Consider the following 14,603-nt stretch of genomic DNA (forward strand, 5'->3'; position numbering starts at 1 on the left):
AAGGGTTTTCGCAGGTTAACACTGCACAAAAGCGGATAAAGCCGGTGCAATATATGGAAACAGATAGGCGAGTGGCGTGACGGCGAACCCGCTGCCGGCGTCCCGATATCGTCGGTTTTAAACCCGACCTGCATCCGAGCACCCACACGAGGTGCCAAATTGACTCAAATGACCGTGAGCACGCTATGGAACCCGGAAACGCCCAGCTGTCGATGACTGTATTGATGACCCCGGACATGGCCAACTTCTCTGGCAACGTGCACGGCGGCACGCTTTTGAAGTACCTGGATGAGGTTGCGTACGCATGCGCGAGCCGATACGCCGGTCGCTACGTCGTGACCCTGTCGGTGGATCAGGTGATTTTTCGTGAGCCGATCCATGTAGGTGAACTGGTGACCTTCCTGGCCTCGGTGAACTACACCGGCAACACGTCCATGGAAGTGGGCATCAAGGTTGTGACCGAGAACATCCGCGAGCGCTCTGTTCGTCACACCAACAGCTGCTTCTTCACGATGGTTGCCGTGGACGACCAACGCAAACCGGCCAGCGTGCCGCCTCTGACCCCCGCCACCAGCGAAGACAAACGTCGCTACGTCCAGGCGCAGCAGCGTCGTCAGATTCGTCAGGAACTGGAAAAGCGCTATCGCGAAATCAGAGAAGACGGCGTTTGATCGTCAGACTCAAGTCCAGAGCGAGCTCACTGTAGAAACGCGGCGTCGAGCGAGCGCGTGAGCCGGATTTTTGGCCGCAGGTGCCCCTCGATCGCGGGGCACGCCACGCTCTTGCATGCGAAGTTACAGGCGAGTCGCCTCAAACTTCACTCGCGGATGCGCGATACGATCCTGCGCCCTGATCAGCTCAAGCTCGTAACTGCCGCACGCCTGGGTTTCCAGCAGCACCTCATGCACCGCAGACGCGGTGTACTCGAAGGCAGTGCGCAGGTCGTCGCCCAACAGCACTCTGGACAGGAACAGCCCTGACGTCAGATCGCCCACGCCCACCGGCTGGCGTGGAAACGCAAGCAGCGGACGGCGCAGATGCCAGCTCTCCTGCTCCGTGACCAAAAGCATCTCGAAACCATCGGCAGGTTTGCCAGGGTAATCCAGATGTTTCACCACGATCGCCCTCGGGCCTCTGGCCAGCAACGCACGCGCCATGCTCAGGCAGTTGAGCAGGGAGCTCGGCTTGCGACCTGAAAAACTGTCCAGTTCCAACTGGTTGGGGCAGAGAAAATCGGCGACCGCGGCGGCCTCGTCGAGCAGGAAATCGCTGACTTCCTGAGGCACGATGCAGCCTTTTTCCGGGTGTCCCATGACGGGATCGCACAAGTACAGCGCGCGAGGATTGGAACGCTTGATCTGGGCAACGGCGTCGAGAATGGCCCGTCCCTGCGCCGCGCTGCCCAGGTAACCGGAGAGCACGGCGTCGCAGTTGCCCAACTCACCGATGGCGGCGATCCCTTCGACCAGCGCAGGAATCTGCTGCGGCGCCAACACTTCGCCTGCCCAATGACCATACTGAGTGTGGTTGGAGAACTGAACAGTATTCAACGGCCAGACATTGATGCCGATACGCTGCATAGGGAACACCGCAGCGCTGTTGCCGGCGTGGCCAAACACTACGTGGGACTGGATGGCGAGAAGATGAGGCGAGCGTTTCATGACAGGTTCCTGAGGCCGGGAAAGCACAGTAGTAGCGATGCCGGACGAAGTGAAGCGAAATTAAGCTTTCGGAGTATGGCTGTCGATCACCCGACGCAGTTAAGCTGAACACCTTCTGTTGGAGCTCTCTTGCATGCTGACCCTGGGCAACATTTTCGTCCTGATGCTGCTGGCCACCGCCGGCGCCTGGCTGTGGCATTCCCATGGTCTGCGTGAGCGCGCACTTGAACGCGTCAAACATCATTGTGCCAAGCTGGACATCGAGTTACTGGACGGCAATGTCGCGCTACGGCGTATCACGTTCAAACGTGACAACGACGGCCGCAAGCGTCTGGCGCGGGTGTATAACTTTGAGTTCACGGTAACCGGCGAACAGCGTCATCCGGGCTCGATCACGATGTTCGGCGCACACACGGCGCAGATCGAACTGGCGCCCTACCCCTTCGAAATCAAGAACCCGAAGCCGACGGCCGAGATTATCCAGCTGAGTGAGTGGCGCCAGGAACACAACAAATGGAAGCAATGACGCGCTGTGGCTAAGCCGCGCTAGGCCAGACAGGCCGCGAGCTGCGCGGTAAGTTGCGCAGCATCGTGAGGTTCGCTGCAGATGAGTTCAAGACGTGAATCCTTGCGCCACTCGGTCGTCCGCCAGGCCCATTCCTCTCCTTCCAGCGCATTCCCCGACCACCACCCCGACGTACTGTGAATCACCAGCTTGGCGCGGCGCCATTGCAGGCCTTGCAGCCAGGCTTCTACCTTTGCCGCGTCGAACACCCTGTCCGGATGCCAGCGCCAGCCGATGCTCCAGCCCTCGGCCTGATGCTGACTCAAGCAGATCGGCTGCATCGGATTGGACCAGTCCGCAGGCAGCTGCGCCAAGGTCTTCGGTGCGATGAAGTTATCCACACCCTCCTTTGCCCGCGAGTTGATGCCTGGCAGTCGTTCAAGGGGCAGCAACGCCTGCTCTGTCCAGTGCAGCTGTCGAGACGGTAAGGCGTCGATGATCGTCTTGCGCTGAACAGGCGCGAGTCCCGCCGACTTATTCAGCACGAGCAACCCTGCGTCGCTCAGCGCTTCTTGCTGGGATCGTGGCAATGGCTTGCCGCTCGCAAGCGCCTGAGCGTCCAGCACCACTACGCCGGGCTGAACTGCCAGCACGCCGACCCACGGCGCTTCCCGCAGCTGCGCCATCAGTTGGACCGGATGGCCCAGCCCGGAAGGCTCGATGAACAGACGATCCGGCCGGGCTTTGCGCAAAAGGCGACCCAAGCCGATCTGGAAGGGTGCGCCATTGACGCAACACAGACACCCGCCAGCCACTTCGCCAAGTGCGATACCATCCTGCGCGGTGGTCAGCAGCGCAGCGTCGAGCCCGATCTGGCCGAATTCATTGATGAGGATTGCCCAGCGCTCGCCAGCAGGCTTTTGCGCCAGCAGTTGTCTGATCAGACTGGTCTTGCCTGCACCCAAAGGGCCAGCAATGACATGTGTGGGAATGTTCTGCAGCATGTCCGGCCATTGTTGAACGTCGCTCCCGAAACCGAGCGCAGACGGAGGTAAAAATGCGAGCAAACTGGCTGCCCGTGCGGCTGACATTGGTGGTATTGGCAGCCGTTTCAGTTCAGGCGCGCGGCGAGTCGTGCGTCGTGCACAGTCAGGGCGAGCGACTGGACGTCAAGGTGTGTCAGGAGAACCTGACCATTCCGGCGGACCTGTTCCACGATGGCTTCTGCAAACCGCAGCTCAAGGATCAGAAAGTCGAAGTCACTTACATGGAGCAATGCCCGACCGGCTCATTCGGCCAGTGCACCAACGCGCAAGTCGCCAATATGCCTTATCGGCAGAACATTCACTATTACGGCGTAGCGAGCGACGCTGCTTTCCTCAAGCCGTTTTGCGAGCAACAGAGCAAGGGCGTGTGGAAAGAACAGTAACTATCGCCTGCCACACGACCCACCGCAGCCGTCGGCGTCAGGCCGCCTCGCCATACCAGTCACCGAAGGGATCGGCGAACTCACTCCAGCCCTCGACGCCCATGCTCATTTCCGCGTCGGTCAACAGGCAGTCATCCAGCGACGCCGTCAGCTGATCAAAATCGATGTGCTGACCAATGAAGACCAGCTCCTGACGACAGTCTCCGGTTTGAGCGCTCCAGCTTCGCATGATCACTTGCGTGCTTTCGTCGTCCTGCGGCCACTGAGCCTTGGGCACGAATCGCCACCAGCGCCCGGCAAATCCGTGACGCATCAGCCCTCCCGCCTGTGACCAGCTGCCAGCATCCTGATGCTTGCTCGCCAGCCAGAAGAACCCCTTGGAGCGCAGCAGCTTGCCGTTGGTCCACGGCTGATTGATGAAGTTGAAAAAGCGCTGTGGATGGAAAGGTCGACGCGCGCGATACGCCGTCGATGCAATGCCGTACTCCTGAGTTTCCGGCGTGTGTTCACCACGCAGTTCCTGCAGCCATCCTGGCGCTCGTGCCGCGCGCTCGAAGTCGAACAGCCCGGTGTCGAGGATTCTGCCCAGCGGCACGGCACCCATGACCATCGGCAAAATGTGCGCCTGGCTGTTGAGGCGCTTGAGGATTGCCATCAGCTCCTGCCGATCGGCAGTGCTGATCAGGTCGATCTTGCTGACCAGAATCACATCCGCGAACTCAACCTGCTCAATCAATAGATCGGTGATGGAACGTTCATCCTCTTCACCCAATGTTTCGCCGCGCGTCGCCAGGCCTTCCGCAGCCTGATAGTCCTGAAGGAAATTCAGCCCATCGACAACGGTGACCATGGTGTCGAGCCGAGCGACGTCCGCCAGACTGCGTCCCTCCTCGTCTCGAAAAGTGAAGGTCTCGGCCACGGGCAGCGGTTCGGAAATTCCGGTCGATTCAATCAGCAGGTAGTCGAAACGGCCGTCACGCGCCAACCGGCTCACTTCTTCCAGCAAGTCTTCACGCAGGGTGCAGCAGATGCAGCCGTTGCTCATTTCCACGAGCTTTTCTTCGGCCCGGTTCAAGCTGACATCGCGCTGCACCTCGCTGCCGTCGATGTTGATTTCGCTCATGTCATTGACGATGACAGCGACGCGCAGATTTTCACGGTTGCGCAGCACATAGTTCAGCAGCGTACTTTTGCCGGCACCCAGGAAGCCGGACAGCACGGTTACAGGAAGGCGATTCATGGGCATCTCATCAAGTAGCAGGTTCGGATGCTTTTTACGTTATAGTATAACAATACAAATATGCTAATACTTTTTTGGGTCGACGCGATGCTCAGAATTTCAGGTGTTTTGGCGGGAATGATGGCGGCGTTGACCGTGCTCTCAGCCGCGCAGGTTTCAGCCGCAGTGCCATCGGCTCGACTCGATCAGGCGCTGTGCACTCGCACGGCAACGCTGCTGGCGTGTGCCGATGCCTACGACAACAGCTACAGCGTGGCGATGTCGGGAAAAACGATGTTTTTGCGCGGTTATGAAAGCGAAGCCAAGCGCCGCTGGGCGCAGACCAACAGCCGCTACGGCTCGATGACGTTCTTCACCGGGCTCGCCTCGGATGGCGAAGTCTGGGTCGGATACACCCTGAAGGTCGGCTGGACCACAGTCAGCCGAGTCTCAAGCTCCAGCGGCAGCCGGAGCAAGATCACTTGCAGTCGCGTGACGGGTTGTCGTTGAACGCCAGGCCCGATTCGAGGCACAGCCGTAACGCTGATCAGACGATGGCCTGCTCAGCGGCCTTTTGTTCCTGGCGCCAGGCGATGAAGGACCCCGCCGGAGGATTGCGCTCGAAATACGTCTTCATGCCCTCGAACAAGCCGTCGGCAACGGCCTGCTGATGCCGTGCGGTGACCAGCCGCTGGCTGTCCCGGCTGTTGGAGATGAATCCGGTTTCAACCAGGATGGACGGAACATCCGGTGATTTCAGCACGGCAAATCCGGCCTGTTCCACGCGTTTCTGGTGCAACGTGGTGACGCCTTCCAGACTGCCGAGCACGGTGTGGCCCAGTTGCAGGCTGGCAGCAATAGTGGCGTTCATCGACATGTCGAGGATGACCCCCGCCAGCATCGGGTCCTTGTCCTTCAGGTTCAACAGGCTGTTCGCCCCGATGAGGTCCGCGCCATTCTCACGCTGCGCCATGAATCGCGCCGTCGCCGAGGTGGCGCCGTTCTCGGACAACGCGAACACCGAAGCACCCGACGCCGTGAGCCGAGGTGCAGCGTCCGCATGCACTGAAATGAACATGTCGGCGTTGTATTTGCGGGCGATGTCCACGCGTTTGCGCAGCGGCACGAAGAAGTCATCATTGCGTACCAGACGCACATCAAAGCCCTTTTCGCGCTTCAATCGCTTGGCCAGCAGTTGCGCGATGGACAGCACGACGTCTTTCTCACGCTCGCCCTTTGAGCCCACGGCACCAGGGTCTTTTCCACCGTGGCCCGCATCGACCACCACCATGATGTCGCGCTTGGGGTGCTCTTTGTCGACGACGGGACCTGATGGCTGCTTGACCAGCGGCGCGGCAGCCGCCATTTGAACGGGCGAATGAGCAGCCGCGTCACTTCCAAGATCCAGTACCAGACGGTTGCCCTGCGCGCCTTCTGGCCCCAACAGAAAGCTATTGAGCTGCACCGGCGACTGCAGGTCCAGGACGATGCGCGTGTCGCCTTGACCAAAATGGCCCGAGCGAATCGCTTTGATGGGGGTGTTCTCCAGTGCCAGTTGGCTGAAGTTACCTTCAAGCCGTGCGCCACTGACGTCGATGATGATCCGCTCGGGCGCGCTGAGGGTGAAGGTCTTGTACTGCACAGGACCGCTCAGGTCGAAGACCAGCCGCAATGTGCTATCGGAGCGCCAGAGTCGTGCGTTGCGAATCTGCGTTGCGTTGACTGAAAACGGGAGCGCACATGCTGCGCTGGCCAGTAGCATGTTGAGCAGCATTTGACGTCGATGCATGACACATTCCAGAAAAAGTGATCATCAGGCTCGAATAAGCAGGTCATTATTCGTAATAATATAACATGCCGAGACAAGGCCAAAGATGAAGCTTTTTACAGAAATGGGCCGTGTTTTAGCCGATCAAACAACGAGTGACGGGTAAAACACTAGGTAAAACAACAAGATGTTCCACGTGGAACACAAACGAGATAGAGACTAAAACGCCCCGGCTAGCGGGGCGTTGACCGATGCTGTCAATTACGTACGAGGTTTGACGGTGCCGCAATTCTGCCCCAACCAGACCGCCTTGGTGTCCATGCTGCCATTCTGCTGTTGGCCCGTGGCGTTGAACGAGCCCACGACGTGCGTATTGAACGCGCGATCACTCAAGAACTGCGCAGTGCCCGTACCCTGAGCACGTGGGCAACTGAATTTGAATTTCCAGGTCGGGCCGTTCTTGTCAGTGATCTGCTGCGTGCAGCCGGTCTTGGGATCTGTCAGGGGAATCTGCTCATTTTTGACTTGCTCAGGAGTCAAGCAAACGCGAACACCTTGCCCACCGAGCGTAATCCCTTGTTTTGCCAGCATTTGTTCCATAGCCGCTCGTTGCTGCGGCGCCATCATTTGCAGCTGAGCGAGCATGACCTGCATGTCGGGCATCTGTTGCCCATCGACCTGCATGTTGCTCGAGGTCAGCTCCCACAGTCCCGGCTGCAGGACCTGCGCTTGAGCGAACGGCGCAGCCAGACATACCATCAACGCCAATACGCACTTTTTCATGAATCGGATTCCTTTTTGCTCTGAGGCAGTTTCAACGCGGCCCATTGGAGCCGTCGGACGATGAGCTTTAGACGACGAATGGGATAACCAGTTGCAGCACCAAGAAAATAGCGACAATCCCCGCGCACTGTGGTCTGTTAAACACCAATACGCCATAAGCTCAAGGTTGCGCATGGATTATCACAGCCCGTATTTCTTTGGCTATTTGATTGGCTTCACTCACCTTCTGGGCATCGTAGCAGCGATCCACGCCCTATTGACGGTGCGCACTGCTCAAGGCTCTATCGCCTGGGCAATGCCGCTGATATTCATCCCCTACATCACGCTTATTCCGTATCTGGTTTTTGGCCGCAGCACCTTCGATGCGTACATCAAGGCGCGTCGTCAGGCGAACAACGAGATGCGCAACGCCATTGTCGACTTCAACTGGAAACCCTGGATTGAGGAAGCGGTCGCCGCCAGACGCTCGGACGCCTATGCCTCCTTGCGCGCGATGCCCAAGCTGGGTCGCATGCCGTGCCTGGCCAACAATGAAGTGAAACTGCTGATCAACGGTGAAGCGACCTTCGCCGCGATTTTCGACGCTATCCGTGCCGCCAAACGAGCGGTGTTCGTACAGTTTTTCATCATTCATGACGATGACCTCGGGCGCCGTCTGCAAACCGTCTTGCTGGAAAAGGCTGCAGAAGGCGTTGAAATCTTCGTCCTGTATGACCGGATCGGCAGTCATGCGCTGCCGGCCAAGTATGTGGAAAAGCTGCGCGCCGGGGGCGTCCAGATCAAGGCCTTCGCCACACGCGGCGGCTGGCTCAATCGATTCCAGATCAACTTCCGCAACCACCGCAAGATTGTCGTGGTGGACGGAGTGAAGGGCTTCGTGGGCGGGCATAACGTCGGCGACGAGTATCTGGGCCTCAAGCCGCCGCTGGCGCCTTGGCGTGACACCCACGTGGCGGTCGTGGGTCCGGTGGTGGCATGTCTGCAAGAGTCGTTCGCTGAAGACTGGTTCTGGGCAACCCGCCAGTTGCCGCCCCTGATACTGCCGGACAGCTATCCGGAGGATGGCGTGCTGTGCCAGTTCCTTGCAACCGGGCCTGCGGACGCGCAGGAAACCTGTTCGTTGTTCTTTGTCGAGGCGATTCATGCCGCCACGGAGCGCGTGTGGATCACCACGCCGTATTTCATTCCAGACGAGGCCGTGTCAGCTGCATTGCGCCTGGCAGTGCTCAGAGGCGTCGATGTGCGCCTGCTGCTGCCCTCGCGTCCCGATCATTACACGGTGTATGCCGCCTCCAGCCTGTTCGCCTTCGAAGCCGTGCGAGCAGGTGTGCGGATGTTTCGTTATCAACCAGGGTTCCTGCATCAGAAGGTGGTGCTGGTGGACAACGCGATTTCGGCGATCGGCAGCGCCAACCTGGACAATCGTTCGTTCCGGCTGAATTTCGAGCTGATGCTGCTGACGGTCGACGAAGATTTCGCCCGCGAAGTAGAGGCGATGCTCAGCGATGACTTCGCCCAAGCGCACGAAATCTCGATCGAGGAAAGCAAGGAGACTCACCATTTGCAGCAATTGGGGATGCGCGTGGCGCGCTTGATATCGCCGATTCTCTGATGGTTTGAGGGTCAGCGGCAGAGCGTTTCCCGCGCTGCCGGAGCACAGACGACCGGCTCGGTCGACTGTGCCCCTGACGACTGAAGCTGACTGCCGCGTGAACTCACGGCCTACCTGATCAGGCGTAAAGATCGTCTCTCGTCCAGGGTAGGTCATGACCGCCGTCGGCGCGCGGCTTGACTGCAAGAATCTGGTGCAGATTGATCCAGCCCTTGGAGAACGCATAGGCGCACCCGGCCAGATACAGGCGGAAAATCCGCAGCGCCTGCTCAGGCACCATTGCTGCAGCGACCTCGAGCTTTTCTTCCAGTCGCATGCTCCAGTGATCGAGCGTCCTGGCGTAATGTAAACGCAGGCTTTCCACGTCCACCACTTCCAGTCCGGCTTCGCTGATGAAACCGGTGATCATCGACAGATGAGGCAGTTCACCGTTAGGGAAAACGTAGCGATCAATGAAATCCCCGGCGCCGCGCCCGACAGGACGACCATCCGTGTGCTTGGCCGTGATGCCATGGTTCATCACCAGGCCGCCCTCCTTCACTGCATCGAACAGGCACTTGGCGTAAAGGTCGAGGTTGGCGTGGCCCACGTGCTCGAACATGCCGACACTGACGACTTTGTCGAACCGGCCATCTTTGGGCAAATCGCGATAGTCGAGCAGTTGCAACTCAACCTGACCTTCCAGACCTTCGGCTTTGACCCGCTCCTGCGCCAGCGCCAATTGCTCGCGGCTCAAGGTGATGCCGAACACTTTGACGCCGTATTCACGCGCCGCAAAGCGCGCAAGACCGCCCCAGCCACAGCCGACGTCCAGCAGATATTCGCCCGGCTTCAAACGCAGCTTGCGGCACAGATGATGAAATTTATCCTGTTGCGCCTGCTCAAGCGTCTCGTTGCCGGTCTTGAAGTAGGCGCAGGAATAGACCATCTCCTTGTCCAGCCATAGCTGGTAGAAATCGTTGGAAAGGTCGTAGTGGTAGGAGATGGACTTGGCGTCGGTTTCTTTATCGTGCTCGGTCCGGACCGGCGCGACGTCGTCGTCCTCGTCCACCAGCGCGGCAGTCAACTCGTCGCAGACCCGCATGACTTCGCTGATCGAGCCTTCGAGCTCAAGCCGCCCTTCAACGAACGCGCTGCCAAGAAGGTCCAGGCTTGGGTGAGTGAAATCGGACACCAGCGAGGGATCCTTGACGACAATCGTGACGCTGGGGTCGGCCCCCAATTCGACTTCGTTGCCATCCCAAAGCTTGAGCCGCAGTGGTAGATGAAGCTTCTGTAACGCCGGTGGAAGTTGCGCGAGCATTGAGAAATCCCCCTGATCCAGAAACACGGAAAAGGGTAGTCCAAAACCGGCTCCAGAGTAGGAACCGTCAGGCAATCGGCTTACTGCAAATGAAGATCACGAATCTGAAACGGGTACTGCGCTGCTCCCCGGAATTCGAGCCAATTTGAAGCCTGCGATGGAGCACCCTCTTCATGACTGAATCTTAATTTGTTACAGAGTCCTTCAAAGCTCAAGCGAATTTTTATACTTAGCCGGCACCTCTAACCCGCCGCTCTCAGCGAAAGCGCCGGGTTTCAAGGCTTACGAGGGATTGTGAAATTTTCCGATGGGCTCATGGAAACGCAACAAACGGCCAGCATTACCCAGAACGAGCAGCGTGCTGAGGTTATGCAGCACGGCCGCAATCATGGCGCCGGCAGCACCCAGCACGCCGAATGCTGCCAAGGCGACGATGGCGAGCGTCCAGCCCAGGCCGATGATAACGTTGACTTGCAGCGTCTGCCGACACTGACGGCTCAGGCGGACGCACGTACCGAGGCGACGCAGGTCGCTGCCGATCAGCACGATATCGGCAGACGCCAGCGCGATGTCGGCACCGCCTGCGCCCATGGCCACGCCAACGACCCCGGCCTTCAGGGCGAGGGAGTCGTTGATGCCGTCACCGACCACCATCGGCCGAAAACCGTTTTTGATCTCACCCATGACGCGGTTGAGTTTGTCTTCAGGCAGCGCCTGAGCATGGATGTCACCGATACCGACTTCGCGGCCGAGGCTGTCGGCGACGCTCTGGCGGTCGCCGGTCAGCAGCAATTGACGTCCCATGCCCAGCTCACGCAGCTCGCTCAAGGCCTGACGAGCTTCGGGCTTGAGGCTGTCGGCCAACAGCAACCACGCCTGGAACACGCCGTTGACCGCAAGGCCTGCAATCGGACCATCATGGTTGGGCACTGGCGAGGTGACGATGCCCAACTGTGCGAACAGCTCGGGCCGCCCCAGCGCCGCCTCGCCACGCGCGGTCCGCGCGACGACACCCAGCCCCTGCCGCTCGCGAATGTCTTCAAGCGCCATTAACCGATCCTTCTCGACCAATCCGGCAAGCGCCCGGCTGACGGGATGACTGCTCGCCGATCCGAGGCTCGCCGCCAGCGCGGTCAGATCGTCATCGGCGCCCTCCTCGGCCTGAACCGATTGCAGGCGCAAGGTGCCGTAGGTCAGCGTGCCGGTCTTGTCGACCACCAATGACGTGAGGTCGGCCAGTTCTTCGAGAAAGGCCGAGCTGCGTATCAGGATGCCGTGTCGCGCAGCGACTGCGATGCCGGCAATCGCCGTGGCGGGCGCCGACAGCACCAGCGCGCACGGGCACGCCGCCACCAGCACCGCCAGCATCGCTTGCGCGTTATTAGTGATGAACCAGGTGACGGCCGCGATGAGCAACACCAACACCATGTAGCTGCCTGCGTAGCGCTCCAGCAGTCTGGTGATCGGTGGCTTCGAGCGCTCGGCGCTCTGCATCAGCGCAATGACCTTGCCCAGCGTGGACTCATTGCCGATGCGCGTCACTTCGATCCGCAGCAGACCATCGAGGTTGATCGCTCCACCGAACACCTCGATCCCCGCGCGCGCCTCCAGCGGCACCGACTCGCCGGTGATGGGCGCAGTGTCGAGGCTCGCCTGACCGGAGATCACCAGGCCGTCGGCGGGCACACGATCACCGGCTCGCACCTCCACCCGATCCCCTGCCACCAGCGAGCCGTTGTCGACCTCACGAATCGAGCCATCGGCTGCGATCAGACGCGCATGACTGCGGGTGAGTTTTCCCAACGCTTGAATCGCTTCCTGCGAACCAATCACGCTGCGCTCTTCGAGGACGTGGCCGAAAATCATGATGATCGGCAACAGCGCCGCGGTCATCAGATCGCCCGTCGCCCAGGCGCCCAGCATGGCCAGAGCAATCAGTTGATCGGTAATGCCATGCAGACTTGGATGACGCAGGCTATGCCAGCCGGCGCTGACGACGGGAATGGCGACGAGCAGCGATGCGGCGCCGAGCAACAGCTGGCTGACGCCGACTTGCTCAGGCGCGAAAAAGCGCCAGACCAGCCCCAGCGCAAGCAAACCGAGCGCCAGCATTGCGAGGGTCAACTGGCGAGCGGCGCTGCGCTGTTCGCTGCGCGTGAGCATGCTTGCCTGAGCAGGCGCATCGTCGTGGGCATGGTCGTGTGTGTGAACGGCTTCGCCACTCATTTGTCAGCTCCCTGAATGATCAGGCGTGAATCGTCATGAGGATCGACTGTGGTCACCGAACCTGCCTGCCTGAGAATGCCCGGAACACGCTCGCGATAAATGCGCAGCAGCAGGCCTGGATCGCTCTTGTTCTGGATCGATTGCGCCAGCCCGGTGACCGTCGCGGTGTCGGTCTGGGCTTTGGCCAGTCGCTCCGATGCCTGTGCATGCGCCACTTGCAACGTGCGGTCAGCCTGCTGGTTCGCCGTCTGGTTGAGCTTTTCGGCGTCGGTGCGAGCGTTCGCGACCGCCTGATCGGCTTGCTGGCTGGCGGTCAGGACTGCATTGAACGCATTGACGGCAGCGGCAGGCAGGCTGGATTGCACGTCTACCCGCACGATCTCCACGCCCAGCCCCGCGCCGGTTTGAGTCAGGTCGCTCAGACGCGCATTGATGCCCTGCACGAGATCGCCGCGCAGACGCTCACGGCGTTCGGCGGACTGACTGTCGGAGCCCACCAGCTCGGGCCGCGCGACCAGGATGGTGTCCAGATCCCGCGCAGCCGTGAGGCTGACCGCACTGCGATTGACCAGACGGTCCAGCGCCGGCAGCACATGCTCGCCCTGAAGCACAAACGCGCGAGGGTCGGTGACCTTGTAATAAGCGGTGACATCCAGCTGCACGACACCGGCATCTCCGGTCAGCAAGTATCCGGAGCCTGCCAGCGCGTCGCTCATCGGCGTCGCGAAACTGGTGACTTTGTCGGCGGCCAGCGCAGTGGGCGAACGCAACAGCGTTTCCACGTGACGCTCGATCACCCGATCTGCCGAAGGCAGCAGCACCACTTGTTCGAAGGGTTGCGGCCAAGCTAGCAACAATCCGGCATTCTGCACACGATCCAGTTCGCCAAAACGAAACACCACGGCGCGATTCTGGGGATCGATTTGCCTGACGTTGGAAACCGCCCAGCCGAGCGCCGCCAGCAGCGTCACCACGTACAACCCCAGGAAGGCCAACCGGCTGGCTTGCAGCCAAGGGCTGTTGACCACCGGGCGATCGATCTGCACCGAGTCCTGCTCACTCATGGTTGCGTTCCAGCCTTGCCGTCTAGGGTCGGCGGGCCGTCGACCAGCACCCTGAAAGGCGCGGCATCGGTGCGCAAAATCAGCTTGGTGCTCGGCCCGACCACTGTTCCCAGCGTGTCCAGCGAGCGCAGCAGGTTATACAACTGCGGCGAACCTGCGTAAGCGCGGCCGTAAATCTGCGCGGCCTCAACACGGGACTGCGCCTCGATGTCCGCAGCTTTTACGGTGGCGTCGGCCTCGACGATACGAGCGTCGCGCTCGGCTGCCGAGCGGATCTGCGCCGCCTCGCGCTTGCCGATCGCCGTACGTTCGGTGGCGATGGTTTCACGTTCGGCGCGCATACGGTCGACGGTTGCATTGAGGGTCACAGAGGGCAGTGTCAGGCGCTCGACCCCCACTTGCAGGACGCGCACACCATAAGTCGTCAGCAACTGCTTATCGATCTGCTGGCGCAGCTGGTTCTCGAAATCGGCAATGCGCACCTGACTGGAATCGGTGTTGATGAGGCTGGACAGATCGAAGCTGGCGGCCGTCGTTTCAAGAGCCGAGCCGACGAAGGTGCGGATCTGCCGCGCCGCTTCGTCAGGTTGATTTTGCACGGCGCGCATGAAGCGCTTCACGTTGTCCGGATCACCCTGGACCTGCCAGGCGACATAGGCCTGAACGATGATGCGCAACCCGTCGCGCGTACCGACGTCTTGAAGACCGCTTGAGGTCGTGCGCAGACGCAGATCGACCGGGATCGCCGCTTCGAACGGCGCGGGCCAGCGCCAGCTCAGGCCAGGATCAAGCAATACCCGCGCGGGATTGCCAAAGCGCGTGACAACGGTCGCCTCGCCCGAACGCACCTGCACCAGGCTGGCCGCCGCAACGGCAAAGGCAATGAGCACCGCCGCCAGCGCAGCACGGCGCCAGGGGAATCCGACCGGGCCGGACGCGTCATCGTGATGATGACCATGGTGATGACCGCCGTGGCTATGACCGGCATGGTCGTGATGATCGTGGGAATGAAACAGACTCAAGGGACGACTCC

14 protein-coding genes are annotated in these 14,603 nt (G+C 60.3%); 5 read left to right on the forward strand and 9 right to left on the reverse strand.

Going from position 1 to position 14,603, the window contains the following annotated elements:
• Window positions 1-185 precede the first annotated feature (185 nt).
• Window positions 186-671, forward strand: a complete 486-nt coding sequence (locus tag AAGQ88_RS26545; protein WP_093466406.1) for an acyl-CoA thioesterase — start codon at window positions 186-188, stop codon at window positions 669-671.
• Between the two features lie 123 nt (window positions 672-794).
• Here the strand turns inward: AAGQ88_RS26545 and pdxY are convergent, their stop codons facing one another.
• Entirely contained in the window at window positions 795-1,661 is an 867-nt protein-coding gene (gene pdxY, locus AAGQ88_RS26550; protein ID WP_342654052.1) for a pyridoxal kinase PdxY, read from the reverse strand.
• 133 nt (window positions 1,662-1,794) lie between these two features.
• Here pdxY and AAGQ88_RS26555 point away from each other — a divergent pair, with 133 nt between their 5' ends.
• Complete coding sequence (locus AAGQ88_RS26555; protein ID WP_342654053.1) at window positions 1,795-2,187, forward strand: DUF3301 domain-containing protein; 393 nt, start codon at window positions 1,795-1,797, stop codon at window positions 2,185-2,187.
• Between the two features lie 20 nt (window positions 2,188-2,207).
• Here AAGQ88_RS26555 and AAGQ88_RS26560 read toward each other — a convergent pair whose 3' ends face one another.
• Complete coding sequence (locus tag AAGQ88_RS26560; RefSeq protein WP_342654054.1) at window positions 2,208-3,170, reverse strand: CobW-like GTP-binding protein; 963 nt, start codon at window positions 3,168-3,170, stop codon at window positions 2,208-2,210.
• 53 nt (window positions 3,171-3,223) lie between these two features.
• Between AAGQ88_RS26560 and AAGQ88_RS26565 the strand changes: the two genes are divergently transcribed.
• Entirely contained in the window at window positions 3,224-3,595 is a 372-nt protein-coding gene (locus AAGQ88_RS26565) for an NADH:ubiquinone oxidoreductase (RefSeq protein ID WP_342654055.1), read from the forward strand.
• A gap of 37 nt (window positions 3,596-3,632) precedes the next feature.
• Here AAGQ88_RS26565 and zigA read toward each other — a convergent pair whose 3' ends face one another.
• Entirely contained in the window at window positions 3,633-4,835 is a 1,203-nt protein-coding gene (gene zigA / locus AAGQ88_RS26570; RefSeq protein ID WP_342654056.1) for a zinc metallochaperone GTPase ZigA, read from the reverse strand.
• 87 nt (window positions 4,836-4,922) lie between these two features.
• Between zigA and AAGQ88_RS26575 the strand changes: the two genes are divergently transcribed.
• A complete protein-coding gene (locus tag AAGQ88_RS26575) occupies window positions 4,923-5,324 on the forward strand; it encodes a glutamine synthetase (protein ID WP_342654057.1) in 402 nt (133 codons plus the stop codon).
• Between the two features lie 37 nt (window positions 5,325-5,361).
• On the opposite strand, the gene AAGQ88_RS26580 is transcribed toward AAGQ88_RS26575, so the two are convergent.
• A complete protein-coding gene (locus AAGQ88_RS26580) occupies window positions 5,362-6,603 on the reverse strand; it encodes an N-acetylmuramoyl-L-alanine amidase (protein ID WP_342654058.1) in 1,242 nt (413 codons plus the stop codon).
• Between the two features lie 240 nt (window positions 6,604-6,843).
• The gene (locus AAGQ88_RS26585) at window positions 6,844-7,365 is read right to left on the reverse strand and encodes a DUF3617 domain-containing protein (protein ID WP_342655896.1); all 522 of its coding nucleotides are present in this window, start codon (window positions 7,363-7,365) and stop codon (window positions 6,844-6,846) included.
• A 172-nt stretch (window positions 7,366-7,537) separates the two neighbouring features.
• Between AAGQ88_RS26585 and cls the strand changes: the two genes are divergently transcribed.
• Window positions 7,538-8,977 carry a cardiolipin synthase gene (cls, locus tag AAGQ88_RS26590; protein ID WP_093466432.1) on the forward strand — a complete coding sequence of 480 codons (1,440 nt, stop codon included), beginning with the start codon at window positions 7,538-7,540 and terminating at the stop codon, window positions 8,975-8,977.
• Window positions 8,978-9,095: 118 nt separating this feature from the next.
• On the opposite strand, the gene cfaB is transcribed toward cls, so the two are convergent.
• From cfaB to AAGQ88_RS26610, 4 genes are all read right to left on the reverse strand, one after another.
• Complete coding sequence (cfaB, locus tag AAGQ88_RS26595) at window positions 9,096-10,280, reverse strand: C17 cyclopropane fatty acid synthase CfaB (protein ID WP_285422855.1); 1,185 nt, start codon at window positions 10,278-10,280, stop codon at window positions 9,096-9,098.
• A 282-nt stretch (window positions 10,281-10,562) separates the two neighbouring features.
• On the reverse strand, window positions 10,563-12,443 hold the full coding sequence (locus tag AAGQ88_RS26600) for a cation-translocating P-type ATPase (RefSeq protein ID WP_342655897.1): 1,881 nt from the start codon (window positions 12,441-12,443) through the stop codon (window positions 10,563-10,565).
• 59 nt (window positions 12,444-12,502) lie between these two features.
• Window positions 12,503-13,570 carry an SPFH domain-containing protein gene (locus AAGQ88_RS26605; protein WP_342654059.1) on the reverse strand — a complete coding sequence of 356 codons (1,068 nt, stop codon included), beginning with the start codon at window positions 13,568-13,570 and terminating at the stop codon, window positions 12,503-12,505.
• Window positions 13,567-14,592, reverse strand: coding sequence for a protease modulator HflC (locus tag AAGQ88_RS26610; protein WP_342654060.1), 1,026 nt, complete (start codon window positions 14,590-14,592; stop codon window positions 13,567-13,569). The genes AAGQ88_RS26605 and AAGQ88_RS26610 overlap by 4 nt, the downstream gene beginning before the upstream one ends.
• Window positions 14,593-14,603: the final 11 nt, after the last annotated feature.

It is taken from the genome of Pseudomonas sp. F3-2 (assembly GCF_038804275.1).
GTDB lineage: Bacteria > Pseudomonadota > Gammaproteobacteria > Pseudomonadales > Pseudomonadaceae > Aquipseudomonas.